Annotated in this window: 25 protein-coding genes and 1 other annotated feature; of the genes, 10 read left to right on the forward strand and 15 right to left on the reverse strand. The window is 54.5% G+C overall.

The genetic code is table 11. The annotated features are described in order from the left end of the window. Window positions 1-88 precede the first annotated feature (88 nt). Entirely contained in the window at window positions 89-889 is an 801-nt protein-coding gene (locus CWM54_RS07860; RefSeq protein ID WP_061154230.1) for a MetQ/NlpA family ABC transporter substrate-binding protein, read from the forward strand. A gap of 36 nt (window positions 890-925) precedes the next feature. Here the strand turns inward: CWM54_RS07860 and btuC are convergent, their stop codons facing one another. Next, on the reverse strand, window positions 926-1912 hold the full coding sequence (gene btuC / locus CWM54_RS07865; protein WP_061154229.1) for a vitamin B12 ABC transporter permease BtuC: 987 nt from the start codon (window positions 1910-1912) through the stop codon (window positions 926-928). A gap of 123 nt (window positions 1913-2035) precedes the next feature. Beyond that, window positions 2036-3469 carry a gluconate:proton symporter gene (locus CWM54_RS07870; RefSeq protein ID WP_061154228.1) on the reverse strand — a complete coding sequence of 478 codons (1434 nt, stop codon included), beginning with the start codon at window positions 3467-3469 and terminating at the stop codon, window positions 2036-2038. Between the two features lie 277 nt (window positions 3470-3746). Between CWM54_RS07870 and CWM54_RS07875 the strand changes: the two genes are divergently transcribed. Genes CWM54_RS07875 through CWM54_RS07885 form a run of 3 tightly spaced genes read left to right on the forward strand, consistent with a single transcriptional unit; the run spans window position 3747 to window position 6314 of the window. Continuing rightward, window positions 3747-4661 carry a LysR family transcriptional regulator gene (locus CWM54_RS07875; RefSeq protein WP_100696687.1) on the forward strand — a complete coding sequence of 305 codons (915 nt, stop codon included), beginning with the start codon at window positions 3747-3749 and terminating at the stop codon, window positions 4659-4661. Window positions 4662-4698: 37 nt separating this feature from the next. Further along, window positions 4699-5964 carry a D-amino acid dehydrogenase gene (locus CWM54_RS07880; protein WP_346427241.1) on the forward strand — a complete coding sequence of 422 codons (1266 nt, stop codon included), beginning with the start codon at window positions 4699-4701 and terminating at the stop codon, window positions 5962-5964. After that, on the forward strand, window positions 5961-6314 hold the full coding sequence (locus CWM54_RS07885; protein WP_100696691.1) for a RidA family protein: 354 nt from the start codon (window positions 5961-5963) through the stop codon (window positions 6312-6314). The genes CWM54_RS07880 and CWM54_RS07885 overlap by 4 nt, the downstream gene beginning before the upstream one ends. Window positions 6315-6366: 52 nt before the next feature. On the opposite strand, the gene ihfA is transcribed toward CWM54_RS07885, so the two are convergent. From ihfA to CWM54_RS07930, 10 genes are all read right to left on the reverse strand, one after another. Then, window positions 6367-6666: an integration host factor subunit alpha gene (gene ihfA / locus CWM54_RS07890; protein WP_002909098.1), complete on the reverse strand. Its 300-nt coding sequence runs from the start codon at window positions 6664-6666 to the stop codon at window positions 6367-6369. A 4-nt stretch (window positions 6667-6670) separates the two neighbouring features. Further along, window positions 6671-9058 carry a phenylalanine--tRNA ligase subunit beta gene (gene pheT, locus CWM54_RS07895; RefSeq protein ID WP_100696693.1) on the reverse strand — a complete coding sequence of 796 codons (2388 nt, stop codon included), beginning with the start codon at window positions 9056-9058 and terminating at the stop codon, window positions 6671-6673. A gap of 15 nt (window positions 9059-9073) precedes the next feature. Further along, window positions 9074-10057, reverse strand: a complete 984-nt coding sequence (gene pheS, locus CWM54_RS07900; RefSeq protein ID WP_008804435.1) for a phenylalanine--tRNA ligase subunit alpha — start codon at window positions 10055-10057, stop codon at window positions 9074-9076. 63 nt (window positions 10058-10120) lie between these two features. After that, window positions 10121-10245 (reverse strand) — a sequence feature (Phe leader region). After that, window positions 10196-10240, reverse strand: a complete 45-nt coding sequence (pheM, locus tag CWM54_RS28465; RefSeq protein WP_001386830.1) for a pheST operon leader peptide PheM — start codon at window positions 10238-10240, stop codon at window positions 10196-10198. Its footprint overlaps the feature before it by 45 nt. A gap of 118 nt (window positions 10246-10363) precedes the next feature. Next, window positions 10364-10720: a 50S ribosomal protein L20 gene (gene rplT, locus CWM54_RS07905; RefSeq protein ID WP_000124850.1), complete on the reverse strand. Its 357-nt coding sequence runs from the start codon at window positions 10718-10720 to the stop codon at window positions 10364-10366. A gap of 50 nt (window positions 10721-10770) precedes the next feature. Next, window positions 10771-10968 (reverse strand): 50S ribosomal protein L35, encoded by a 198-nt coding sequence (gene rpmI, locus CWM54_RS07910; RefSeq protein ID WP_001124225.1) that lies wholly within the window; start codon window positions 10966-10968, stop codon window positions 10771-10773. Between the two features lie 96 nt (window positions 10969-11064). Continuing rightward, the gene (gene infC / locus CWM54_RS07915) at window positions 11065-11607 is read right to left on the reverse strand and encodes a translation initiation factor IF-3 (protein ID WP_012967832.1); all 543 of its coding nucleotides are present in this window, start codon (window positions 11605-11607) and stop codon (window positions 11065-11067) included. Window positions 11608-11610: 3 nt separating this feature from the next. Continuing rightward, window positions 11611-13539: a threonine--tRNA ligase gene (gene thrS / locus CWM54_RS07920; protein ID WP_061154222.1), complete on the reverse strand. Its 1929-nt coding sequence runs from the start codon at window positions 13537-13539 to the stop codon at window positions 11611-11613. A gap of 432 nt (window positions 13540-13971) precedes the next feature. After that, on the reverse strand, window positions 13972-14205 hold the full coding sequence (locus tag CWM54_RS07925) for a hypothetical protein (RefSeq protein WP_100696928.1): 234 nt from the start codon (window positions 14203-14205) through the stop codon (window positions 13972-13974). A 270-nt stretch (window positions 14206-14475) separates the two neighbouring features. Further along, window positions 14476-15234 (reverse strand): YdiY family protein, encoded by a 759-nt coding sequence (locus CWM54_RS07930; protein ID WP_061154219.1) that lies wholly within the window; start codon window positions 15232-15234, stop codon window positions 14476-14478. A 354-nt stretch (window positions 15235-15588) separates the two neighbouring features. Here CWM54_RS07930 and pfkB point away from each other — a divergent pair, with 354 nt between their 5' ends. The 3 genes from pfkB (at window position 15589) to CWM54_RS07945 (ending at window position 17876) form a co-directional block, all read left to right on the forward strand. Beyond that, the gene (pfkB, locus tag CWM54_RS07935; protein WP_074385542.1) at window positions 15589-16521 is read left to right on the forward strand and encodes a 6-phosphofructokinase II; all 933 of its coding nucleotides are present in this window, start codon (window positions 15589-15591) and stop codon (window positions 16519-16521) included. Window positions 16522-16613: 92 nt separating this feature from the next. Next, window positions 16614-16898, forward strand: a complete 285-nt coding sequence (gene ghoS, locus CWM54_RS07940) for a type V toxin-antitoxin system endoribonuclease antitoxin GhoS (RefSeq protein ID WP_061154218.1) — start codon at window positions 16614-16616, stop codon at window positions 16896-16898. 105 nt (window positions 16899-17003) lie between these two features. Continuing rightward, window positions 17004-17876 carry a fructosamine kinase family protein gene (locus CWM54_RS07945; protein ID WP_061154217.1) on the forward strand — a complete coding sequence of 291 codons (873 nt, stop codon included), beginning with the start codon at window positions 17004-17006 and terminating at the stop codon, window positions 17874-17876. Between the two features lie 43 nt (window positions 17877-17919). Here the strand turns inward: CWM54_RS07945 and tonB are convergent, their stop codons facing one another. After that, window positions 17920-18651, reverse strand: coding sequence for a TonB system transport protein TonB (gene tonB, locus CWM54_RS07950; protein WP_206053112.1), 732 nt, complete (start codon window positions 18649-18651; stop codon window positions 17920-17922). Window positions 18652-18870: 219 nt separating this feature from the next. Between tonB and CWM54_RS07955 the strand changes: the two genes are divergently transcribed. Next, entirely contained in the window at window positions 18871-19167 is a 297-nt protein-coding gene (locus CWM54_RS07955; RefSeq protein WP_008804420.1) for a YciI family protein, read from the forward strand. 270 nt (window positions 19168-19437) lie between these two features. Here the strand turns inward: CWM54_RS07955 and CWM54_RS07960 are convergent, their stop codons facing one another. Next, the gene (locus CWM54_RS07960) at window positions 19438-21867 is read right to left on the reverse strand and encodes a glucose/quinate/shikimate family membrane-bound PQQ-dependent dehydrogenase (protein ID WP_100696697.1); all 2430 of its coding nucleotides are present in this window, start codon (window positions 21865-21867) and stop codon (window positions 19438-19440) included. Window positions 21868-22584: 717 nt separating this feature from the next. On the opposite strand from CWM54_RS07960, the gene CWM54_RS07965 reads away from it, so the two are divergent. Further along, window positions 22585-23232, forward strand: a complete 648-nt coding sequence (locus tag CWM54_RS07965) for a YceI family protein (protein WP_162677339.1) — start codon at window positions 22585-22587, stop codon at window positions 23230-23232. Between the two features lie 492 nt (window positions 23233-23724). Here CWM54_RS07965 and CWM54_RS28050 read toward each other — a convergent pair whose 3' ends face one another. After that, window positions 23725-23898 carry a YciY family protein gene (locus tag CWM54_RS28050; RefSeq protein ID WP_123235798.1) on the reverse strand — a complete coding sequence of 58 codons (174 nt, stop codon included), beginning with the start codon at window positions 23896-23898 and terminating at the stop codon, window positions 23725-23727. A gap of 143 nt (window positions 23899-24041) precedes the next feature. On the opposite strand from CWM54_RS28050, the gene cls reads away from it, so the two are divergent. Continuing rightward, window positions 24042-25502: a cardiolipin synthase gene (gene cls, locus CWM54_RS07975; RefSeq protein ID WP_008804416.1), complete on the forward strand. Its 1461-nt coding sequence runs from the start codon at window positions 24042-24044 to the stop codon at window positions 25500-25502. The last annotated feature ends 4 nt before the right edge of the window (window positions 25503-25506 follow it).

The following is a 25506-nucleotide window of genomic DNA, read 5'->3' on the forward strand; positions in this document are numbered from 1 at the left end:
CTCAATTGGGCAGTCGACCATTTCCGTGTACAGTATCCCGGTAATGTAATATGGTTTCGTTACTTGTTAATTTAAGAGAGTTTTATTGATGAAGAAGTTGTTTAGCCTGGCGTTAATCGCCACCTCTGTCGCTCTGCTGAGCGCTTGCTCTCCGGATGAAGATAATAAAGTGAAAGTCGCTATCAATACCGGGCCGGACGAAGCCATCTGGAAAGTGGTGGAGCAGGTGGCGAAGGATAAATATCATCTCGACGTCGAAGTGGTCTCCTTCAATGATTATGTGCTGCCCAACGAAGCGCTGAACAACAAAGATGTGGATGCCAACGCCTTCCAGACCCTGCCGTACCTTGAGGCGCAGTCGAAAGAGCGCGGCTATAAATTTGCGGTGGTCGGTAAAACCTTTGTCTTCCCTATCGCCGCCTATTCTCACCGGATCAAAAACATCAGCGAACTGCCCGATGGGGCGACGGTGACCATTTCTAATGAAACCACTACCCTGGGCCGCAGCCTGCTGCTGCTCCAGGCGCAGGGGTTACTCAAGCTGAAACCGGGCGTCGGCTATTTACCCACTACGCTGGATATCATCGACAACCCGAAACAGCTGAAAATTGTTGAAGTGGATACCCCGCAGCTGACCCGTACCCTTGATGATCCGAACGTCAGCCTGTCAATTATTAACACCAACTTCTCCGCTCAGGCGGGCCTGTCGGCCGCCCGCGACGGTCTGTTTATGGAGGGGCCGGATTCCCCGTACGTGAATGCGATTGTCGCCCGCGAGGATAATAAGGACAGCAAGAAAATTCAGGAGCTGAAAGCCGCCTTCCAGACCAGCGAAGTCGCGGAAAAAGCGAAGGAAGTCTACAAAGGCGACGCGATTAAAGGCTGGTAAGCCTGAACCGGCGCCGTCCCTGCCGACGGCGCCGCGCTATCCCCGCACCCGCGAACGCAGCAGCAACCAGATAAATACCGGCGCGCCCAGCGTCGCCGTCACCACGCCAATTGGCAGCTCTGCGGCGGAAAGCGCCAGTCGGGCAATGATATCCGCCCCCAGCAAGGCGCTCGCCCCGGCCAGCATGCAGGCCGGGAGCAACACCCGGTGATCGCTTAAGCCGCATAATCGCAGAATGTGCGGGATCACCAGGCCGATAAAGCCAATTGCCCCCGCCAGCGCCACGCTAACGCCGACCAACCATCCGGTCGCCACCACCAGCAGCTTGCGCCATAGCCACAGCGGCAGCCCGAGCTGACGAGCGGAGACCTCGCCCAGCGCCAGTAAATTCAGGGGTTGCGACTGCAGACAGACCCAGCAGAGAACCGGCAGGAGGGCTATCATCAACCACAACTGCTGCCAGTCGACGCCGCCAAACCCGCCCATCATCCAGTACATCAGCTGACGCAGGTCAAAAGAGGTGGAGAAGTAGACCGCCCAGGTCATCAGGGCGCTGCAGATGATCCCCAGCGCCACCCCCGCCAGCAGGAGACGACTGGTAGACAGATGGCGGCGGGCAAAACGCAGCAGAATAAAGGTGATCAGCAGCGCGCCGAGGATCGCGCACAGGCCGAGCGCCCAGCCGGGTAAGACCCCTTTCCCCAGCAGGACGGCGGCAATCAGCCCGACGCCCGCCCCGTTGGAGACGCCCAGCAGACCCGGCTCCGCCAGCGGATTTTCAAACAGTGCCTGCATAATCGCCCCGGAGAGCGCCAGCGCCGCCCCCACCAGCAGCACCGCCAGGGTTCGCGGCAGGCGGATCTGCCAGATGAACAACTGGCCTTTCGCGCTCAGCCATTCTCCAGGCGGGATCCATTGATCGCCCGCGCACAGGCTGATCAGTAGCGTGACCAGGAGCAACAGCGTTAATCCAAAGAGCCAACGCCGGCTGCGGCGCTGTTGAAGATGGGCGAGAGTCAGCATAGATTCCATTACGCAGTGGGAACAAGAGACTGATTTTACGGTGGGTGTCCCGGTGAGAAAAGGAAAACCTCGCGCCCGTTCGTCGACGCGGAGGAAGACCTCCCCCGCGTCGGCGGTCGTTCGTCACACCAGGATCTGAAACAGCAGCGCAAAGAGAATGATATTCGCCACCACGATTGCCCAGCCGTTATAGAGCATATATTTCAGATGCGTTGACTGCGCCAGCCCCATCTGGCCGAACATGTCCGATGAGGGAAACGGACCGAACCAGTCCACCTGAGACGAGGCCAGCAGCACCGCGGTGGTCCCCTGCGGCGGCACGCCGGCGGCCATCAGCATCGGGCCAAAGATTTTATGGGTAAACGTCATCTGTGCCACCGCCGCACCGGGCACATGGCCGATAATATTGAACGCGAAGATGCTAAAGCACAGCCAGGCCGGGGAGATCCCCTCAAGCAGCGGTTGGGTATACTCCAGCAGCCCCTGATAGGCATGCAGACCATCCATCAGTTCAAGGATTGGGTTATACAGCCAGTAGAGGATAAACATCCACACCAGACGGCCGCAACCGTGATATAGCGCCTGCAGGATCTGCGTCGGCCTCAGGCCGCCTACCAGCCCGGTCATCAGCGCCACCAGCAGCATCACGATAATCGCAAAGCTGAATCCGGCTTTGATCACCACGCCAACCACCGCCATCACAATGATCGTCGCGGCGAAGGCCAGCGCGCTTAATTTACGCCGACGCTGCTGCGCGGCGCTGAGATCCTCTTTCGGCTTTTCCGAGAGATCGACGTCATAGCGCAGTTTGCCTTCGGTCATCTTCTGGATCCGCCCCGCCATGACCCAGCCGGCCAGCAGCGTCACCGCACTCATCGGCAGACCGACGTACAGCAGATAATCCGGATAGCTCAACCCGCCGAGGCTGAGGATCGTCACGGTGCTGGGGGTGAAGGGCCCGGTAAATAGCCCAACGGAGCCGGCGGTCATCATCAGCGCGGCGACCGTCGGCGGCGTTAAGCGTACCGCTGCCGCCACCGGAATGATCACGGCCACGATAATGGCGTTACCACCGGCCATGGTGCCCAGCGAACCACAAATTAAAATCGATGACACCACAATGCCGAACTTAACCCGCGTCTGGCTCGACAGCCCAATACGATGGACCACGAATTTCACCAGCTCAACCGCTGCGCCGGTGCGGGTGGCCACTTCCCCCACGCCGGCGCCGAGCATAATGATAAGCCCTACGGTGGCGATAAATGACCCGGTGGATTTCGCCAGCATCGTGCCCATTTCCGGCAGGCCGGTCGAGGTCATTATCATGGCGATAATAATCGAGGAGATCACCGCCAGCACAATATCAACGCCGATGAGCGATAATATCGCTAGCGCCACCAGCGGCGTAAATCCCAGCAGGCCAAGCTCGCTGCCCGGACGACCGTGGCACCATAGCGCGATCAACACGAACAGCAGCAATAACAGACCAATAATAACGTTTTTCCGCGTGATATTTCGTCTGACAGGCGCATTGCCTGTGAGCGTTGAGTCACTCATAACACTCCTTAATGCCAATCAATCCGACCGTAAAGGTCAGGTGGTGTATTGGGGCCTGCTCAGAAAACATCCGCCCTCTTTTTCATTATTGGCCGCGAGCCTGAGGATGCGTTTGGGTACAAAGGAATAGATTCTGAGAGCGTAATATTCCGCCATCAGGCGGGGTCTACAGCACAATATGTAACCGGAGCGCTGATTGGAGATTAAATTTATGTTAACTTGGTGTTAGTGGAAAATGACTTTTTATCGGTAGGCTATAACCCTGAGTTAACTGTTCATGAAACTGCGTCATCTGGAAATCTTTCATGCCGTAATGACCTGCGGCTCGCTGTCACGGGCGGCGGAAGCGCTCAATATCTCCCAGCCAGCGGCCAGCAAAGCGTTAAAAAGCGCCGAGACGAAGCTGGGCTTTACCCTCTTTCAGCGGGTGCGCGGCAAGCTGCTGCCGACCAGCGAGGCGATCACACTTTTCGAAAAAGCGCAGAGCATCTATCAGGACCTCGATAATCTGCGTCTGCTGGCCGAAAACCTGGCCCGCGATCCGCGCGCCAAAATCACCTTAGGCTGCCTGCCGAGTCTGGGATTAAGCCTGGTGCCAGAGCTGGTGACCGACTTTTATCAGCAAAACAGCAACCTGGTGATGACGCTCACCACCGAGCATACCGAGACGCTGGTCAGGAAACTGGATTTACGTGAGATAGATTTAGCGCTGACGCTGCAGCCGGTGCAGCAGGGAGAGATCCTCACTACCCTGATTGCCGAAGTACCGCTGGTGTACATCGACCGTCATTATCGTCAGGGAGCGGTGGACATCAGCCAGATCGACCAGCAGCGCTGGATCTCGCCAGGGCCGCACTCGCTCTCTGCCGCCATCGCCACCCGTCGCGACTTTTCCACCACCCGGCTTAACGTCCAGACCTACTATATGGCCACCGAGTTCGTGAAGCGCGGCATGGGCTGCAGCATCACTGATATTTTTTCCGCCCAGCACAACCTGGATCCCGAGATGATCCACCCCATTACGCCACCGATTGCCATCAACCTCTGCCTGCTGCGCCGGGCCGATGTTTCGCTGAGTCCAATGGCGCAAAAGTTCGTCGATTTTCTCTGCCAGCGTCTGCGCCAGCAACTCAAGGAGATTAACCTGCGGTTATACCCTGACCATAAAAAGTCAATTGCGCCGCTGGGGTAAATGCTTTGACATAACCCGATAAATTGATCAGCGGTGGATATATCGGGTTATGAACAAACGCATTGTCATTATCGGCGGCGGCGTGGTCGGTCTGGCCACGGCCTGGGAACTGATTAAGCGCGGCCATCAGGTGCAATTACTGGAGCGCAATGCCGAACCGGGCAGTGCCACCAGTTTTGCTAACGGCGGACAATTAAGTTATCGCTACGTTGCCCCCCTTGCCGATAGCGGCGTTCCCCTGCAGGGGATTAAATGGATGGGCAAAGCCGATTCGCCGCTGAATATGCGTCTTAAGATGTCTTTCCAGCAGTGGCGCTGGCTGCTGCAGTTCCTGCGTGCCTGTAATAGCCAGACCAATAAAATGAACGGCGATCATATTCTGCGCCTGTCGTTGCTCAGCCGTCAGGTCATGCAGTCGTGGCTGGATGAGGATAATCTTGCCGATTTTCACTGGCGGCGCAGCGGTAAATTAATTATCCATCGCCGCGAATATGATTTTAATAAAGCGGCAAAAGGAATAGATCCTCAGTATCAGCAAGCGCTGAATGCTGAAGCCTGTCTGCAGCTGGAGGCGGCACTCAGACATATCAGCCCTTCGCTGCAGGGCGGAATTTATTCGCCGGGCGATGAAACGGCAGATTGCCATCAGTTCTGCCTTGCCCTGCTCGACAAGCTCAATGCCAGCAACGACTTTAGCCTGCTGACCCACTGTGAGGTGCAGCGGCTCAATAAGCGCGGCGGACGCATCAGTTCGCTGGAGACCAGCCGGGGAACCATCACCGGTGATGATTATGTCGTCGCCGCCGGTAACGGTAGCGGTCCTCTGCTTGGGCATCTGGGCGTTCACGTGCCGCTGTGCGCCCTGAAGGGGTACAGCCTGACCCTGCCCTATCCTGAGAAAGCAGGAATTGCCCCGAACATCAGCGTCACCGACTACGGGCACAAAATCGTGTATGCCCGCCTTGGCCAACAACTGCGCATCGCGGCGATGGTGGACATCGGCTACGACGGCGACGAACTGCGCGAGAGCCGCATTCAGGCGCTGAAAAACATCGTTGCCCGCAGCTTTCCCGAACTCGGGGGGCTGGACAAGGCCGAAGCCTGGACCGGCATGCGTCCGTCAACACCAGCAGGCCCGCCGATGCTGGGGCGCGCCGGATACCCCAATCTGTGGATGAACCTCGGCCAGGGTAGTCTCGGCTTTACCCTCGCCGCCGGCAGCGCGGTGGTGCTGGGCGCGTTAATCGACAATCAGGCACCCACTATTTCTTTAGAAGGTCTCACATGGAAACAAACCGCATGACCATTATTCGCAATAATCCACAACCTCGCCTTTCCGCCAGCGTTGAGTATGGCAATCTGCTGTTCCTCTCCGGGCTGACGCCAAAAAGCAGCGAAGACGATATCGTTTTACAAACCCGTGAAGTGCTGGAGAAGATCGACGCCCTGCTCGCCGGGGCCGGGAGCGATAAGCGACATATTCTCTCCGCGCAGATCTGGCTGAAAGATATCGAACGTGATTTTGTCGCATTCAATGACGTGTGGGTACAGTGGATGCCGGAAGGCCAGAGCCCGGCGCGAGCAACCGTTCAGGCAGAGATGGCGCGACCGGATATCCTGGTGGAGATCATGCTCACCGCCGTCAAAGCGTAAGGACGTATAGAAAAGAAAAAGGCCGCAATGCGGCCTTTTTAATTAGTTCAGATTATTTGTCTTTCGGTGACGCGTTTTCGACACGGCTTTTCAGCTTCTGACCGGGTCTGAAGGTCACCACGCGCCGGGCTGTAATGGGAATATCCTCCCCCGTCTTCGGGTTACGTCCCGGGCGTTGGTTTTTATCCCGCAAATCGAAGTTGCCGAACCCGGAGAGTTTGACCTGTTCTCCGTTTTCCAGAGCACGACGGATCTCTTCGAAAAACAACTCGACCAGTTCTTTGGCATCCCGCTTGCTAAGCCCAAGCTTATCAAACAGATATTCTGACATTTCAGCTTTTGTAAGCGCCATAGGTTCAATCCCTCAATGATGCCTGGAATCGCTCTTTTAATGCCTCTACACATCTGGCAACGGTAGCGGCAATCTCCTCTTCTTCGAGTGTACGGCTGGTATCCTGCAGGATCAGGCTAATCGCAAGGCTCTTATACCCTTCCGCCACACCTTTACCACGGTACACGTCAAATAAGTTTACGCCAACTATCTGATTTACGCCAACTTTCTTACATTCGGCTAAAACATCGGCAGCAGCCACGTTTTCAGCGACCAGTACCGCGATGTCGCGACGGTTCGCCGGGAAGCGGGAAATATCGCGCGCCTGAGGCACCACGCGGTCTGCGAGCTTGTTCCACTCCAGTTCGAACACCAGAGTGCGACCGTTCAGATCCAGTTTACGTTCCAGCTCCGGATGAACAACCCCAATGAAACCAATGCGTTCACCTTTAAGATAAATCGCTGCGGATTGGCCTGGATGCAGCGCAGTTATCGCTTCGCCACGGAACTCGATGTCGGCCAATTTACCGGTTAAATCCAGAACGGATTCCAGATCGCCCTTCAGATCATAGAAATCGACCGTCTCTTTCGCCAGCGTCCAGTGCTCTTCGTAACGGTTGCCGCAGATCGCCCCGGCCAGCATCACATCCTGACGAATGCCCAGCGGTGCCTGAGTATCTGGCACGAAGCGCAGACCGCTCTCAAAGATGCGCACGCGGCTCTGCTGACGGTTCTGGTTGTAGACCACGGTCCCCAGCAGGCCAGTCCACAGCGACAGACGCATCGCCGACATTTCACTGGAGATCGGGCTTGGCAGGATCAGCGCCTCTTCCCCGGCGTGGATCAGTTGCTGGACTTTCGGGTCAACAAAGCTGTAGGTGATCACTTCCTGATAGCCTTTGTCGTTCAGCAGCATTTTCACGCGCTTCAGCGACAGGTCAGCTTCACGGTGGGTACCCATGATCAGACCCGCCTGTACTGGCTCATCAGGAATGTTGTTGTAGCCATAAACGCGAGCCACTTCTTCGACCAGATCTTCTTCGATCTCCATGTCGAAACGCCAGCTCGGGGCGACTGCCTGCCATTCGTCCTGACCCACCGTCACTTCACAGCCGAGGCGCTGCAGAATGTCGGTGACCTGTGCGTCATCGATATGGTGACCAATCAGGCGATCCAGTTTGCTACGACGCAGGGTAATGGTGGCGCGTTTTGGCAGGGTCTCTTCGTGGGTCACGTCGATCACCGGGCCAGCTTCACCGCCACAGAGGTCGATCAGCAGACGCGTAGCACGCTCCAGCGCTTTATACTGCAGCGCCGGATCGACACCGCGCTCATAGCGATGAGAGGCATCGGTGTGCAGGCCGTAACGGCGCGCGCGGCCGGTAATGGACAGCGGGCTGAAGAAGGCACACTCCAGCAGCACGTTCTGGGTTTCGTCGTTAACACCGGAGTGTTCCCCGCCGAAGATCCCGCCCATCGCCAGCGCTTTGTTATGGTCAGCAATGACCAGGGTGTCGCTGTCGAGCTTCGCTTCAGAGCCATCGAGCAGCACCAGGGTTTCACCCTCTTTCGCCATGCGCACCACGATCCCACCTTCGATACGGTCGCGGTCAAAGGCGTGCATCGGCTGGCCCAGCTCAAGCAGCACATAGTTGGTCACGTCAACCACCGCGTCGATGGAGCGGATCCCGCAGCGACGCAGCTTCTCTTTCATCCACAGCGGGGTCGGCGCTTTGACGTTAATGCCTTTCACCACGCGGCCCAGATAGCGCGGGCACGCCTGCGGCGCGTCAACCTGAATCGGCAGCACGTCGTCAATGGTCGCGGCAACCGGAGTGATTTCCGGCGCGTTCAGCGGCGCTTTGTTCAGCACAGCGACATCGCGCGCCACACCGATGATACCCAGGCAGTCGGCACGGTTTGGCGTGACGCTGATTTCGATAGTGTTATCATCAAGCTTGAGGAATTCACGAATATCAGTGCCGATCGGCGCATCCGCCGGCAGTTCGATAATTCCGCTATGGTCGTCGGAAATACCCAGCTCGGAGAAGGAGCACAGCATCCCTTCTGACGGTTCACCGCGCAGCTTCGCCGCTTTAATTTTAAAATCGCCCGGCAGCACGGCGCCGATGGTCGCCACGGCGACTTTCAGCCCCTGACGGCAGTTAGGCGCGCCGCAGACGATGTCCAGCAGGCGTTCACCGCCCACATTGACTTTGGTGACGCGCAGTTTGTCAGCATTTGGATGCTGGCCGCACTCCACCACTTCACCGACCACTACGCCGTTGAAGCTGCCGGCAACCGGCTCAACGCCGTCGACTTCGAGGCCCGCCATGGTGATCTGATCGGAAAGCGCTTCGCTGTCGATCGCCGGGTTAACCCACTCGCGTAACCACAGTTCACTGAATTTCATTGTTCTGTCCTGCCCTTATTTAAACTGTTTGAGGAAACGCAGATCGTTTTCGAAGAACGCGCGCAGATCGGTCACGCCATAACGCAGCATGGTCAGACGCTCCATCCCCATACCGAAAGCGAAGCCGGAGTAGACTTCCGGATCGATACCCACGTTACGCAGCACGTTCGGGTGTACCATCCCGCAGCCCAGCACTTCCAGCCATTTGCCGTTTTTCCCCATGACGTCAACTTCTGCGGACGGCTCGGTGAACGGGAAGTAGGACGGACGGAAGCGCACCTGCAGATCTTCTTCAAAGAAGTTGTTCAGGAAGTCGTGCAAAGTCCCTTTCAGGTTGGTGAAGCTGATGTTTTTATCAACAATCAGACCTTCCATCTGGTGGAACATCGGGGTATGGGTCTGGTCGTAGTCGTTACGATAGACGCGGCCCGGCGCGATAATGCGGATGGGCGGCTGCTGGTTTTCCATGGTGCGGATCTGCACGCCAGAGGTCTGAGTACGCAGCAGGCGAGTGGCATCGAACCAGAAAGTGTCGTGGTCAGCGCGCGCCGGATGGTGACCCGGAATATTCAGCGCATCGAAGTTGTGGTAATCATCTTCGATTTCCGGGCCAGTCGCCACGGTAAAGCCGAGCTCACCGAAGAAACTTTCAATACGGTCGATGGTGCGAGTGACCGGATGCAGGCCGCCATTTTCAATGCGGCGTCCCGGCAGCGAGACGTCAATGGTCTCTGCGGCCAGACGCGCATTCAGCGCTGCGCCTTCCAGATCAGCTTTGCGCGCGTTCAGCGCTTGCTGCACCTGCTCTTTCGCTTCGTTGATGACCGCGCCGGCTGCCGGACGCTCTTCCGGCGGTAACTCGCGCAGGGTGGTCATTTGCAGGGTCAGATGCCCTTTTTTACCCAGGTATTCCACGCGGACGTTGTCCAGCGCAGCAACATCTGATGCCTCGTTAATGGCTGCCTTGGCACTGGCAACCAGCTCTGCGAGATGTGACATGGTTTTCCTCATTATGTCGGTGCAGACACCGGTTATAGTGAAATTAATATCCCGAATCCATATACGAAAAAAGCCTCCACAGGGGAGGCTTTCTGGCGCTGTTTTCCGTTTCTTCTTTCACGCGCTAGCCTCCTGAGTTCAGGTGCTAAAGTAAAAAAAGAAGCGGAAAATAGCAGCATTCATGCTTGCATTACCTTGTCTGGTAAGAAACGTCAGACCTGTATTGAAAAGCCTGCGCCGATAAAAGTCAATGTATTGATGGTGTTGAAACGAAAAGAGGGAGACAAGCTCCCTCTTTCAACTGGCTTATGCCAGAGCTGCTTTCGCTTTTTCGACCAGAGCGGTGAACGCTACTTTGTCGAATACGGCGATGTCAGCCAGGATCTTACGGTCGATTTCAACAGAGGCTTTTTTCAGGCCATTGATGAATTTGCTGTAAGAAATACCGTTCTGACGTGCTGCTGCGTTGATACGTGCAATCCACAGTTGACGGAACTGACGTTTACGTTGACGACGGTCACGGTAAGCGTACTGACCAGCTTTGATAACAGCCTGGAAGGCAACGCGGTATACGCGAGAACGCGCACCGTAGTAGCCTTTAGCTTGTTTCAAAATTTTCTTGTGACGTGCACGTGCAATTACACCACGTTTTACGCGAGCCATATGTGCTCTCCTGTATCTATTCTAAGTTAAAAAAGTTAAACGTTAACGACTTATGCGTACGGCAGGCACGCGATGACCAGGCCCAGATCGCCTTTAGAAACCATGGCTTTCGGACGCAGGTGACGTTTACGCTTGGTAGCTTTTTTAGTCAGAATGTGACGCAGGTTAGCGTGCTTGTGCTTAAAACCACCTTTACCGGTTTTTTTGAAGCGCTTAGCAGCACCGCGTACGGTCTTAATTTTTGGCATCTTAATAACTTCCACTTCGCATTGTTAATAAACGAAACATAGGCGAACAACATCAGTGAAGCCCTAAGGCTCCACTAACATCGCTACTTGAAGGCCTTACTGTTTCTTCTTAGGAGCGAGCACCATGATCATCTGGCGGCCTTCGATCTTCGTAGGGAAGGATTCGACTACTGCCAGTTCACTCAGATCGTCACGGACGCGCGTAAGCACTTCCATACCGATCTGCTGGTGGGCCATCTCACGACCGCGGAAACGCAGTGTGATCTTAGCCTTATCGCCATCTTCGAGAAAGCGAACCAGGCTGCGGAGTTTTACCTGGTAATCACCATCATCGGTCCCAGGACGGAATTTAATTTCCTTAACCTGGATAACTTTTTGCTTTTTCTTCTGTTCCTTAGAAGACTTACTCTTTTCATAAAGGAACTTGCCGTAGTCCATGATACGACAAACTGGCGGTTCGGCGTTAGGGCTGATTTCAACTAAATCTACTCCGGCCTCTTCAGCCTTTTCGAGAGCTTCTCTCAGACTCACAATACCCAAAGCTTCGCCTTCCAGACCTGTCAAGCGAACTTCCAGGGCGCGAATCTCGCCATTGATACGATTCGGACGTGCCGTTTGAACTCGTTTTCCGCCTTTAATACCTTATTCCTCCAGTTGTTGAAGACTGCGGCTGCGAATCTCTTGTTGCAGCTTCTCAATCACTTCACTTACGTCCATGCTGCCGAGGTCTTTCCCGCGACGGGTGCGCACGGCCACTTTGCCGGCTTCGACTTCTTTGTCGCCACAGACCAACATATACGGGACACGACGTAAAGTGTGCTCGCGGATTTTAAAGCCAATCTTCTCATTTCTCAAGTCTGCTTTTACACGAATGCCCGCATTTTGTAGTTTACGCGTCAATTCGTTAACGTATTCAGCCTGAGAATCGGTAATATTCATGACCACTACCTGCACTGGTGCAAGCCAGGTTGGGAAGAAGCCAGCGAACTCTTCGGTCAGGATGCCAATGAAGCGCTCCAGAGAACCGAGAATCGCACGGTGAATCATGACCGGTACCTGACGCTCGTTGTTTTCGCCCACATAGGAGGCGCTTAAACGTTGCGGCAGAGAGAAGTCCAGCTGTACGGTACCGCACTGCCATGCACGATCGAGGCAGTCATACAGGGTAAATTCAATTTTCGGGCCGTAGAAGGCCCCTTCGCCCAGTTGATACTCAAATGGGATGTTATTTTCTTCCAGCGCCACCGCCAGATCCGCTTCCGCGCGATCCCAGGTCTCATCGCTACCGATACGTTTTTCCGGGCGAGTCGACAGTTTGACGACGATCTTCTCGAAGCCAAAGGTGCTGTACATATCGTAGACCATACGAATACAGGCGTTCACTTCATCGCGAACCTGATCTTCAGTACAGAAGATATGCGCATCATCCTGGGTAAAGCCGCGAACACGCATCAGGCCGTGCAGCGCGCCAGACGGTTCGTTACGATGACAGCTACCGAATTCCGCCATACGCAGCGGCAGATCGCGGTAGGATTTCAGCCCCTGGTTGAAGATCTGCACGTGGCCCGGGCAGTTCATCGGCTTAATGCAGTATTCACGGTTCTCGGAAGAGGTGGTGAACATCGCATCTTTGTAGTTGTCCCAGTGGCCGGTTTTCTCCCACAGCACACGGTCCATCATGAACGGACCTTTTACTTCCTGATACTGGTACTCTTTCAGTTTAGAACGAACAAAGGTTTCCAGTTCACGGAAGATGGTCCAGCCATCGTTATGCCAGAACACCATACCCGGCGCCTCTTCCTGCATATGATACAGGTCGAGCTGCTTGCCAATTTTACGGTGGTCACGCTTGGCGGCTTCTTCAAGACGCTGCAGATAGGCATTCAGCGCTTTTTTATCCGCCCACGCGGTACCGTAGATACGCTGCAACATTTTATTGTTGCTGTCGCCGCGCCAGTAGGCACCGGCGGTTTTCATCAGCTTGAAGTGATGACAGAAGCGCATATTCGGTACGTGCGGGCCGCGGCACATATCGATATATTCTTCATGATGATACAGACCCGGCTTATCATCATGAGCAATGTTTTCGTCAAGAATAGAAACTTTATAGGTTTCGCCGCGCTTCACGAAGGTTTCACGCGCCTCGTGCCAGCTGACTTTCTTCTTGATGACATCGTAGTTTTTCTCGGCGAGCTCATGCATACGTTTTTCGAGCGCGTCGATATCTTCCTGAGTCAGGGTGTGGTCGAGGTCTACGTCATAGTAGAAGCCATTATCGACAACCGGACCGATAGCCATTTTGGTGTTGGGCCACAGCTGTTTAATGGCATGGCCTAACAGGTGCGCACAGGAGTGACGAATGATCTCCAGCCCTTCTTCATCTTTCGCAGTGATAATAGAGAGAGTGGAATCGGTTTCGATCGGGTCGCAGGCGTCTACCAGTTCACCGTTTACCCGCCCGGCAATGGTGGCTTTCGCCAGGCCTGGACCGATATCCAGCGCAACATCCATGGGGCTAACAGCGTGGTCAAAATGGCGTTGACTGCCATCAGGAAGCGTAATTACAGGCATTTTATGTCCTTATTTGCAGTGGTGCCCCGCACGAAAGAGCACATACAAAACTATATAATCATAATTATCATCAGGTTAAGGCGCAGTTCCCGCTTCACTCTGCGAAAATAGGAGGACGACCGGATAGACCGTTCCCGCCTGCCACCGCCTGCTGATAACACCGGGGAGTAGTTTACACATCATTGGTACGTGATTAAAGCCGCAAGCGTATAAATGATGGCGGAATGTGGAGAAAACAAGAGAGATTGAGATAAAAAGACGAATATCCTGCTACTGCAGGCGAGAATAATCCCCGGCAAAACCGGATAATATTATTCGGACGTGATAGAAGAGACGCAATGATATTGCATGCTTAATCTTTAATGCAGATCGTTAAACCGGTACCGCTTCACCCGGCTTAATTGACGTACGACGAAATAAAGGTCTGGTATATTACGACCACTCGCCGGCCACCAGCGTATGCACATTAAAGGCATCGCTCATGGATTGTCCGGTGGTCCGGGAACCGGGGGCGATATTCGAGCCAGCCTCAACGTCAGTCGCTTTGGCGATGCCTATCTGAGTATGGTCCTGGTTGCCTGATGGCGGAACGGGCGTAGCAGCGGATGCGCCAAAAGAAAGCACGCACAGCGCCAGGGCTGCGATGGTAAATGAAGTGTTTTTCATGATATTCATTCTCTTATTACGGAAGACAGACCGCGCGATTTCTCCGCCCGGACAGTGCATATCATTATAGATCCAGATCACATATTTGTCCGTCGAATATTTAGCTTTTCGTGTCAAATAGAATGAATATTTGTCAACAAACCGGGAATAATGGAGAAAAGATGGAGGGCTATTTCTTTTTATAAAAACTAAAACGAAAGGCCAGAAAAAATAATGTCACGAATTGCTAAATTTAAAACGAACAGGCCGGGAAAACCCGGCCTGAAAATATTACATTTTGTATCCAAGGGACAGCGAGGTTCGGCGATCGGTATGCTCCGGCGCTGAGGAAGGCGGCGCCGAGTTCCAGGTCACGTTGTAGGCGACTTTCAGCGCGAAATGGGCGTTAATCGCCACGTTTAACGCGCTCTCAGAGTTGACGGTGGTGTCCTCAGCGCCAAACACCGAGACCCCTTGCGTAAATTTGGCGTTATCGGTCATCTGCCAGGCCCAGGTGCCGGAGGCGTAACCCAGCGGCTGAGTATCGGTTTCTCCATCGGTAAACTCGTCATAGCGAACGCCAGGACCGAATTCAAACCGCAGGCTGTGCACCGGACCGTTGAGGATCTGACGACCATAACCCGCCGTCAGGACATCACGCTGCTGATAGCCATTATAGCGGTCGGTCAGCCAGCTTCCCTGACCAAAGAGATAGTTCATATCGGTCAGGTTATAGCGGCTACGCCCACCGACTGCATATTTTTCTGAGGATCGCTCATCGTTGGAAGAGGTGTTGCTGGCGTTCCCCCACAGCGACCATGCGGTGGTATTACCATACCAGGTCAAGGTGGAATCTGCCGTCATCGAGGAGTTCTTGGTGTTGCCGGACTGCGCCAGGTAGCCTGCGTTAACCACACCTTCGAAAGGTTTTTTAGCAGCGGAAGGGTCATCCATGACGGTAAATACAGAATCATCGGCCATTGCGCCAACAGACGCAAAAAGCCCCCCCGCCAGCATAACCGCTGCGGGTACTGTCTTTAAAAGCTTCATTATAACTCTCTAAAATACATTTTTTAGGACAGTACAAATGATGAACAGACACAACCTGCCCGCTCATTGAATTTAGCGTCCGTACAACATAAAAGAGACCTGAGGGTCCCGGAAACTTTCGCGAGGATCGCGGTGTGCAGGTCCTAAGAAAGGTAGCAAATTATAAAAAAGCACGAATAACATAGCAATCACTTACTCTTTCGTTTTTTGAATAAGACAGCTCCGGAAACGATCTTTATTTCATAATGAAAATACAAGCTTCTTTGCAAATCTCTCAGGAACATCACTTTCCCTCCCGGAGTCATCGTGCCATGCTTAAATAAAATACAGTCGCCGTATTAAGGAGGAGAAGGAATGACCAAAATTTATACGTTAACGCTGGCCCCCTCGCTGGATAGCGCCACGCAGACCCCACAGATTTACCCCGAAGGTAAACTCCGCTGCAGCGCGCCGGTATTTGAGCCCGGCGGCGGCGGGATCAACGTCGCCCGTGCCGTGACCTTTCTTGGCGGTAAAGCCACCGCCATTTTCCCGGTTGGCGGCGCCACCGGCGAGCACTTAGCAGCCCTGCTGGCCGATGAGCAGGTGCCGGTCGAGACCGTCGAAACCCGAGACTGGACGCGGCAAAACCTGCACGTTCACGTGGCCGCCAGCGGCGAACAGTATCGCTTTGTCATGCCCGGCGCAGCGCTGACGGATGATGAGTTCCGCCGCCTGGAAGAGAAAGTCCTGACGATCGAACCCGGCTCGCTGCTGGTGGTGAGTGGCAGCCTGCCGCCAGGTATCAGCGTCGAAAACCTGACGCAACTGGTGAAAAACGCGCAACAGCAGGGGCTGCGCTGCATTATCGACAGCTCCGGCGACGCGCTGGCTGCGGCGCTGGACGTCGGCAATATTGAGCTGGTGAAGCCGAACCAGAAAGAGCTCAGCGCCCTCGTACAGCGCGATCTGAGCCAACCCGATGACGTACGCCTTGCCGCCCAGTCGTTGATCCAGTCCGGTAAAGTACGCCGGGTGGTGGTTTCGCTCGGGCCGCAGGGGGCGTTAGGCGTTGACGCCAGCGGCAGCGTTCAGGTGGTGCCGCCGCCGATGAAAAGCCAGAGCACCGTCGGCGCCGGCGACAGCATGGTGGGCGCCATGACCCTGCGTCTGGCGGAAAACGCCGGGCTGGAGGATATGGTTCGCTTTGGCGTCGCCGCCGGTAGCGCCGCGACGATCAATCAGGGCACCCGTCTCTGCTCGCAGGCCAATACGCAAAAAATCTACGATTATCTCTGCGGTCGCTGATCTTCCCTGCCCCTCCGCGTCGGCGGAGGGAGTCACGATATTGGCTGGATGGTCTATGCTGGAAAGGCTATGGATAACAATGGGGTGTAAAGATGAGCAATGAGATAACCGCCTGGGTCGTCAGCGTCGCCTTTCACGAACAGGCGCTGACGGAGATCAACGAGGTCAGCAATCACTTTACCCGCGCCGGGTTCGTACTGACGCTCAATGATGAAGACGGCAATCCCCATGAGCTGGGGACCAACACCTTTGGCCTGCTCAGCGCCCAGGATGCTGATGAAGTTAAGGCCCTCAGTGCAGGACTGGCGGAATCGGCCCTGGGCCGACCGGCAGAGATTACGGTCAGCACATTCGCCGAGTGGTTAAAAGCTCAATAAGTGCGTTTAACGCAACGGAAAGCGTCAGTTGTGCGTCAGTTCCAGGTTTACCCGGTAGCAGTGCGCTAACCTTATGATATGGTGGAAAACATGGGGAGAGACAGCATGTGGCAAGCAATCAGTACACTTTTACGCGATTGGCATTCCGAAAACGCTGAAATCGAACTGAAAACCGAGCTGCCCGGAGGGGAAATCCATTCGGCCTGGCATTTACGCTTCGGCGGGAAAGATTACTTCGTGAAATGCGACGAACGTGAGCTTCTGCCCATCTTCACCGCTGAGGCCGATCAGCTGGAACTGCTGTCGCGAAGCAAAACCGTTCGCGTGCCGCAGGTCTTTGCGGTCGGCAGCGACCGTGACTACAGCTTTGTGGTCATGGAATACCTCCCTCCCCGTCCGCTGGATGCGCACAATGCCTTCCTGCTCGGCCAGCAGTTAGCCCATCTGCACCAGTGGAGCGATCAGCCGCAGTTTGGCCTGGATTTCGACAACGACCTTTCCACCACGCCGCAGCCCAACGCCTGGCAGCGTCGCTGGTCGGTGTTCTTTGCCGAGCAGCGTATCGGCTGGCAGCTGGAGCTGGCGGCGGAGAAAGGGCTGCACTTTGGCGATATCGATACCTTAGTCGATGTGGTTCAGCAGCGGCTGGCCAACCATCAGCCGCAACCTTCGCTGCTCCATGGTGACCTGTGGTCCGGTAACTGTGCCTTAGGACCAGATGGCCCCTACATCTTCGATCCAGCCTGCTACTGGGGCGATCGCGAGTGTGATTTAGCCATGCTGCCGATGCACCCGGAACAGCCGCCGCAGATCTATGACGGCTACCAGTCCGTTTCACCGCTGCCAGCAGGTTTTCTCGATCGTCAGCCAGTCTATCAGCTGTATACCCTACTGAACCGGGCGATTTTGTTCGGTGGCCAGCACCTGGTGACCGCCCAGCAGGCGCTGGACGATGTGCTGATGGAAAAAGCACGTTAGAAAAGGCCCCCGGCGGACCTCTCCGATCCGCCGGGCTCCGTTATCAGTTAATTTCGACCCCGTTCAGACGGAATTTGATAGTCATCGTCACGCCGGTTCCCGGTCTTGCCTGCTCGTAACGCCATCTGCGCATCGCGCTTTTCACTTCGCGCTCGAACATATTCGCCGGCTGGGCAGAGAGGATCTGCAGGTTGTCGATTCGGCCATCAGGCGTCACGTCAAACTTCACCCGCACCGTCCCCTCGATGCGCAGCGCCTGGGCGCGGGTCGGATAGGTCGGCTGGACACGGCTGATCGCACGCGGGCCGCTCGGGGCAGTAACGGTGGGTTTGGCGGCCGCGGTCGAGGTGCTCGGCGCGGTGCGCGCTGGCGCCGTATTGTTGTTTTCAAACGGCGAGGCCGGACGCGGCTCTGCTGCCGGTTTCACGTCCCGCTTGGGCTGCTCAACCTTTTTCTCCGGCTTGGGTTTCGGTTTGGGTTTAGGCTTCGGTTCCGGTTTATGGATAACCACCGGCGCCTCTTTCGGCGGTTCAGGCACCACCTCGGGTTCCGGCTCAGGATCAGGTTCGACAACGGGCTCCACGACTGGCTGTGCCGCCGGGGGCGGCTCAAGATCGGCCGGCGCGACCATCGTAATCTCTATCGGCTGCGTCGGAGAAGGCTGTTCAATAACCTGATGTACCGAGGTATAAAGCAGCCCCGCCACAACGGCACCGTGGATAGCCACGGACAGCAGCGTTGGCCACGGGAAGCGGCGAGGTAAATCAAGGGTCATTGCGCTCATAGTCGTTTCTGTTGAAAAATGATGCTCCGATTTTAAATGCAAATAGCAATCATATTCAATAAGGCGTCTTAACCTGAGTCAATTTTTGCCACCATTTGCAGAAAAAAGCCGCGCCGGCAGCGCATTCGACACCGGTATGCATCTTTGCATTGCAGTCCATCGCCGTTTAACTTAACGTAATTCGCCTGATTATTGATAAGGAGCTTTGCCGTGCTTTACGTTATCTACGCTGAAGATATCGCCGATTCTCTGGAAAAGCGGCTGTCGGTTCGCCCTGCGCATCTCGCGCGTCTACAACTCTTACACGATGAAGGCCGGCTGCTTACCGCCGGGCCAATGCCGGCCGTTGACAGCAACGAACCCGGCGCAGCAGGGTTCAGCGGCTCAACGGTGATTGCCGAGTTTGAGTCGCTGGAAGCGGCTCAGTCCTGGGCCAATGATGATCCGTACATTGCGGCTGGCGTCTACCGCCAGGTCTCTGTTAAGCCTTATAAGAAAGTGTTTTGAAAAAAATCCCCTGCTATTTTTCTGGTTAGCCACAAAAACACACCAGGCCATCAGATTAAAGGGCGCATTTTGGTGCACAACATTAAAATGCCGCCCTTTTCAATCATGCGAAAAGTTTGGCTGTTCTCTTAATGACCTGTCCTGTGCAGGGTCAGATCCCCTCTCCTGCCACCACATCGTCGCCTACCGTCTCGCCATCCATGCATTAATATAAAAGGCCCCCGCTGTCCGGCGGGGGCCTTTGATCGTTATCGCTGATCCAACTACCTGTTACTTATCCAGCGCATAGGCAATCACGTAGTCACCGCGATCCGGCGACTGGCGGGCACCACCGGCGGAAATCAGGATGTATTGTTTGCCGGTCTTCGGCGAGACATAGCTGATGGGTCCCCCCTGGCTTCCTACCGGAAGACGGGCTTTCCAGACTTCTTCACCCGTCGATGAATCGAAGGCGCGCAGGTAGTAGTCCTGGGTTCCGGCAATGAAGACCAGACCGCCCTGAGTGGCCAGGGTTCCGCCCAGCGTTGGCATACCGATCGGCATCTGAGCACGCATTTTTACGCCAAACGGACCGGTATCCTGGACGGTACCGACCGGCACCTGCCAGACGATTTTCTGTGTTTTCAGGTCAATCGCGGACAGTGTACCAAACGGTGGTTTCTGACACGGGATCCCCAGCGGCGACATGAAACGGTTTTTATTGACCGAGTACGGCGTTCCTTTCATCGGGACTGCCCCCATCCCGGCGTTCACCGCCTCGCCACCGGTGTTGGCCACCGCGCTTTGCGGGTCCTGCTTAATCAACTGAACCCACAGACCCAGACGCATATCATTGACGAAGATATAGTGGTTGTTCGGATCGGTGGACAGGCTGCCCCAGTTCATTCCTCCCAGAGAGCCCGGGAAGCTGAGGGAAACATCGGTCCCCGGCATGGTGTACAGCCCGTCATAACGCATCGATTTGAAGCTGATACGACAGACCAGTTGATCAAACGGCGTTGCCCCCCACATATCAGATTCTTTCAGGGTTTCCGCCCCAATCTGCGGCATCCCAACAGAGCGCGGCTGCGTCGCCGGATACTGTTCATTTGGGATATCAGCCGGTTTCACCGGGACCTCTTTCACTTCGGTAAGCGGTTGACCCGTCAGGCGATCAAGTACATAGATTTGGCCCGCTTTGGTCCCCACCACCACGGCGGGTTTGTTGCCCTCTTTGGTCGGGAAATCGACCAGGCTTGGCTGCATCGGGACATCGAAGTCCCACAGATCGTTACGCACGGTCTTGTATACCCACTTCTCTTTCCCGGTGGTCGCATCCAGCGCCAGGATTGAAGTGGCGTATTTGTGATCGCCCTGAATACGGTCCGCGCCCCACAGGTCAACAGAGGAACTCCCCATCGGAATAAAGAGGGTATTCATCGACGCATCCCAGGACATGGGTGCCCAGGAGTTAGCGGAACTGCGTTTGTAATGTTCCCCCGGTTGCAGAACATGATTGGGATCCGGATTACGCGGATCAAATGCCCAGCGCTGCTGGCCAGTGATCACGTCATAACCGCGCACCACGCCGCCCGGCATGTCAGTACTGACGTTATCCGCCACGCGGCCTCCAACCACCACCGTGGTGCCAGCCAGCGTTGGGGCTGAAGTCAACACATAGCTTGGATCTGCCGCGGCCCCCATCCCTTCTCGCAGACTCACGCTGCCGTTCGTCCCGAAATCCGGGCAGAATTTGCCGTTATCGGCGTCCAGGGCGATCAATCTGTCATCAATCGTATTCATCAGGATGCGACGCTGGCATGCAGCACCCGGCGCGACCTGTGCCGGCAGAACCGGTGTGGAACCAGCCACAGTGGGCTGCGTCAGTGGCTTCGTGGCATCAAAATACGCCAGGCCTCGGCAGCGCATCCAGATTGCGGATTTCGCATTAATTTCCGCTCTCCAGATCTCTTTTCCGCTATCGGCATCCACGGCGATCACATTGTTATGTGGGGTACACAGGAAAACGCGATCGCCTACCTGCAGCGGCGTTTGCTGATCTTCTGCGCCATTGCCATCCGGGCTTAACGGTGTGTCGCCAGTATGGAAGGTCCAGACGGGTTTCAGGTTTTTTACGTTGTCACGCGTGATCTGGTCCAGCGCCACAAAACGGCTACCGCCGGCAGTATTGCCGTAGTGGTCCCAGTTTTGCTGTTTAGCGCCTTCTTTTACCGGCACCAGCGGTAATTTCTCGCCGCTGAAAGCCACTGTGGGATGGGGCTGAAACATCTGAACAAAGGTGACGCCCATGGCGATAACCAGGACAACGCAGATCCCCCATGCCCCTTTGGTGCTGTAAGGCTTTCCTTCATGCTTACGTAGCGCAGGCCAGGTGGCCGCTGCCAGCAGCATCAACCCGGCGGGTACCATCAAACGGGAAACGAGCGGCCAGAAGTCGAAGCCGGCATCAAACAGTGCCCAAATCAGGGTACCCACGAATACCAGAGCAAACAGCCACACCGCGGACGACTTGCGGCGGAAAAACTGAATCGCGGCGAGCAGGGTAATAACCCCGGCAATAAGGAAATACCAGCTTCCCCCCAGGGAAACCAGTTTATAACCGCCGATGACAAAGAACAGGCCTGTCGCAAGCAGTATCACGCCGACCAGCAGGCACCACAAGCCTAACCAGCCGGATGAGCGGGGATTCGTATCTGACATAATAACTCTCCTGATAACACCATGAAATAAAAATATTTCTTATTTAACTATCGATGTTTAACCCCGCAGTAAGCCAGACGGCATAAATGAAGCATAATGCCGGGATAGAAAATGGCGACAAAACATCGATGCCGGGAATTATATTGAATTGTTAATAGATTGTGTAAGTCCGTTATGTAAGATCTTGTATTTTATTTATTTGTTGATTGTTTTTTATGCAGGCCTGGCGTGATATAGCAAAAAAAACGCCAAATACAATGAAACGGAAACAACTATAACCGATGGATAATGCAGAACAATATATTGAATTTTCATGTCTAACATGAACATTAAATCAGCTAACAGATTAAATCATGGTTATTACTCTTTTTTTTGAAATTGACTGGATACGCATATCGATGCGGGTCACTTTTTCCTGATCGATATTAATCCATAGGGTAAATACGGATTATCCTCTGGTTTTCGAAAGGTATTGCACCGGGCTTAGACAAGCTTCCTACATTCAGGAACGCAGTGATTTCACGGCCCCCAAAATTGCAGCACCCGAATGATAAAGGCACACATAATACGCTGACATTGGCCAATAAAAATAACGCCATAAGGTAAAAGTTGCAGATGATCATTTTTTAAATTCTATTAATTTCTTTGCGTAAAGTTCACGCAGGGTTATTGTAGGGGTATTCGTAATTGATTAAAAATTTTGAAAGGGAATAACAAATGTTTTCAATAAACGCTTCATTTTTTTGGGCTACTATTTTCGTACCTGACCCATGTAAGGAGCTTTTTGTGAACGTTTTGAAAAAAACAGCATTTCTTTCTCTGCTTGCCTTATATATCCCTGTTTCACAAGCCGCGGCGACAGAATATAACCTGGATCCGCAGCACACGTCGGTTGTTATTGCCTGGAACCATTTCGGCTTCTCTAACCCAACAGCCTATATCTCTGATGTTTCAGGAAAATTGTCTTTTGACAAAGAAAACCCTGAAAAATCTTCTGTTAACGTTACTCTGCCGGTAAAAACCATTGACACGCATGTCAAAGCGTTAACCGATGAATTTTTAGGCAAAGAATACTTCGATGTCAAAACGTTCCCAGAGGCCACTTTCCAGAGTACCAAAGTGGAAAGCAAAGGCGGAAATAAATATGATGTTGAAGGTAACCTGACCATTAAAGGCATCACCAAACCGGTAGTACTGCATGCAACCCTGAATAAGCAGGACATGCATCCGATGGTGAAAAAAGAGGCTATTGGCTTTGATGCGACGGGTGTAATCAAACGTTCAGACTTCAAGCTTGATAAGTATGTGCCAGCGGTGAGTGATAACGTGACCATCACGTTATCTACTGAAGCATATGCAAAATAAATTAACGCACGCGTAATAGCGTGCATTTTATTCAGGCGCGTTATCCAGACCGCCATCCTGAAAGGGAAACACTGGCGCAGATTATTTCAGCTCCGGTGGGGTTCATTTAGCCTCAAGCGCGATTTCCTGACAGCGCCTGTTTCATTATTCCCCTCAACTTACATCAGGTTGCATCTGCTGGTCTGGGGTGACATGCGTTCGACAACGCCGCACCCGTCTGGGTAACAATAAATGCTGCATGCCGATTAATTCCTGTGGCGCCAGGGATAGGTTCAGTCTGAAAGAAACGGCCCGGAATAACGTGGCGTGCATAGCATGCCTATTTCAATGAGACGTGAAATCAAGCCAGGTTCAGTCTGTCGTTGCATCGCTGCATGACAACACAAAGATTTCAATATGGCGAAGATAAAAGATGGCGAAGATAAAAGGGAATTCAGCGCAGAATTGAGAAAACGACAACGGCACCGCTCACGGTGCCGTTAATCTGCTCACTTAACAGTCGGGGAAGACAAACAGCAGAGCATGACGCTGCCGTTTCACCAGTCCCTTCCTGATAGCAAGGATCCGCATATTGCGGCGCGATTGGGCTTCCAGCCAGCGCGCTTTACGGCGATTCACCTGTCTCAGCATGCGCCAGCGCCCTACTTCCGTTCTACTACGCTTCATTGCAACGACTCTACGAGTGAAAATAGCCTCCATTATAAACCTCTGCCGGCAACTGACTACCGCTTTTGCTGCGTTTTTATTTGCCAGAAAAATACTGATGCGTAAACTCATCACATAACGTCATTCAAAAGGATTTTACATCTATGACAACCTTTTACACGGTGGTGAACTGGCTGGTCATTCTGGGGTACTGGCTGTTGATCGCCGGTGTAACATTACGAATACTAATGAAACGCCGCGCTGTCCCGTCCGCCATGGCATGGTTGCTGATCATTTATATCCTGCCGCTGGTGGGAATTATCGCCTATCTCTCCTTTGGTGAACTGCATCTCGGCAAACGCCGGGCGGAACGCGCCAGAGCGATGTGGCCCTCGACGGCCAAGTGGTTAAACGATCTCAAAGCCTGCAAACATATCTTCGCGGAAGATAACAGCCCGGTGGCCGAATCCCTGTTCAAGCTATGCGAACGGCGTCAGGGGATTGGCGGGGTGAAAGGCAACCAGCTGCAGCTGCTGACGGAATCTGACGACGTGATGCAGGCCCTGATCCGCGATATTCAGCTGGCCCGCCACAATATCGAGATGGTCTTTTATATCTGGCAGCCAGGCGGTATGGCCGACAGCGTCGCCGAATCGCTGATGGCCGCCGCCCGTCGCGGGGTTCACTGTCGGTTAATGCTCGACTCTGCGGGCAGCGTGGCCTTTTTCCGCAGCCCGTGGGCGGCGATGATGCGTAACGCCGGTATTGAGGTCGTCGAGGCCCTCAAAGTTAACCTGATGCGTGTGTTCCTGCGCCGGATGGATTTGCGTCAACATCGCAAAATGGTGATGATCGATAACTATATTGCCTATACCGGCAGCATGAATATGGTCGATCCGCGCTACTTTAAGCAAGACTCGGGGGTCGGCCAGTGGATTGACCTGATGGCGCGGATGGAAGGCCCGGTGGCGACCTCGATGGGCATCGTCTACTCCTGCGACTGGGAAATCGAAACCGGAAAGCGCATTCTGCCGCCGCCACCGGACGTCAATATCATGCCGTTCGAAGAGGCCAGCGGGCATACCATCCACACGATCGCCTCCGGCCCGGGCTTTCCGGAAGATCTGATCCATCAGGCGCTCCTCACCGCCGCCTACGCGGCGAAAGAGCATCTGATCATGACGACGCCCTACTTCGTGCCCAGCGACGACCTGCTGCACGCGATCTGTACCGCCGCCCAGCGCGGCGTCGACGTGAGTATTATTTTACCGCGCAAGAACGATTCACTGCTGGTGGGCTGGGCCAGCCGGGCCTTTTTCACCGAGCTGCTGGCAGCCGGGGTCAAAATTTATCAGTTTGAAGGCGGACTGTTGCATACCAAGAGCGTGCTGGTGGATGGCGAACTCAGCCTGGTGGGAACGGTGAATCTGGATATGCGCAGCCTGTGGCTCAATTTTGAGATTACGCTGGTCATTGATGACGCCGGTTTCGGCAGCGATCTGGCGGCGGTCCAGGATGACTATATCTCACGTTCGCGCCTGCTTGACGCCCGTCGTTGGCTAAAACGACCGCTCTGGCAGCGGATCGTCGAGCGACTGTTTTACTTCTTCAGCCCGTTGCTGTAAAACG

Origin of the sequence: Klebsiella sp. D-Nf1, from assembly GCF_002810515.1 — a bacterium.
Taxonomy (GTDB): domain Bacteria; phylum Pseudomonadota; class Gammaproteobacteria; order Enterobacterales; family Enterobacteriaceae; genus Klebsiella; species Klebsiella variicola.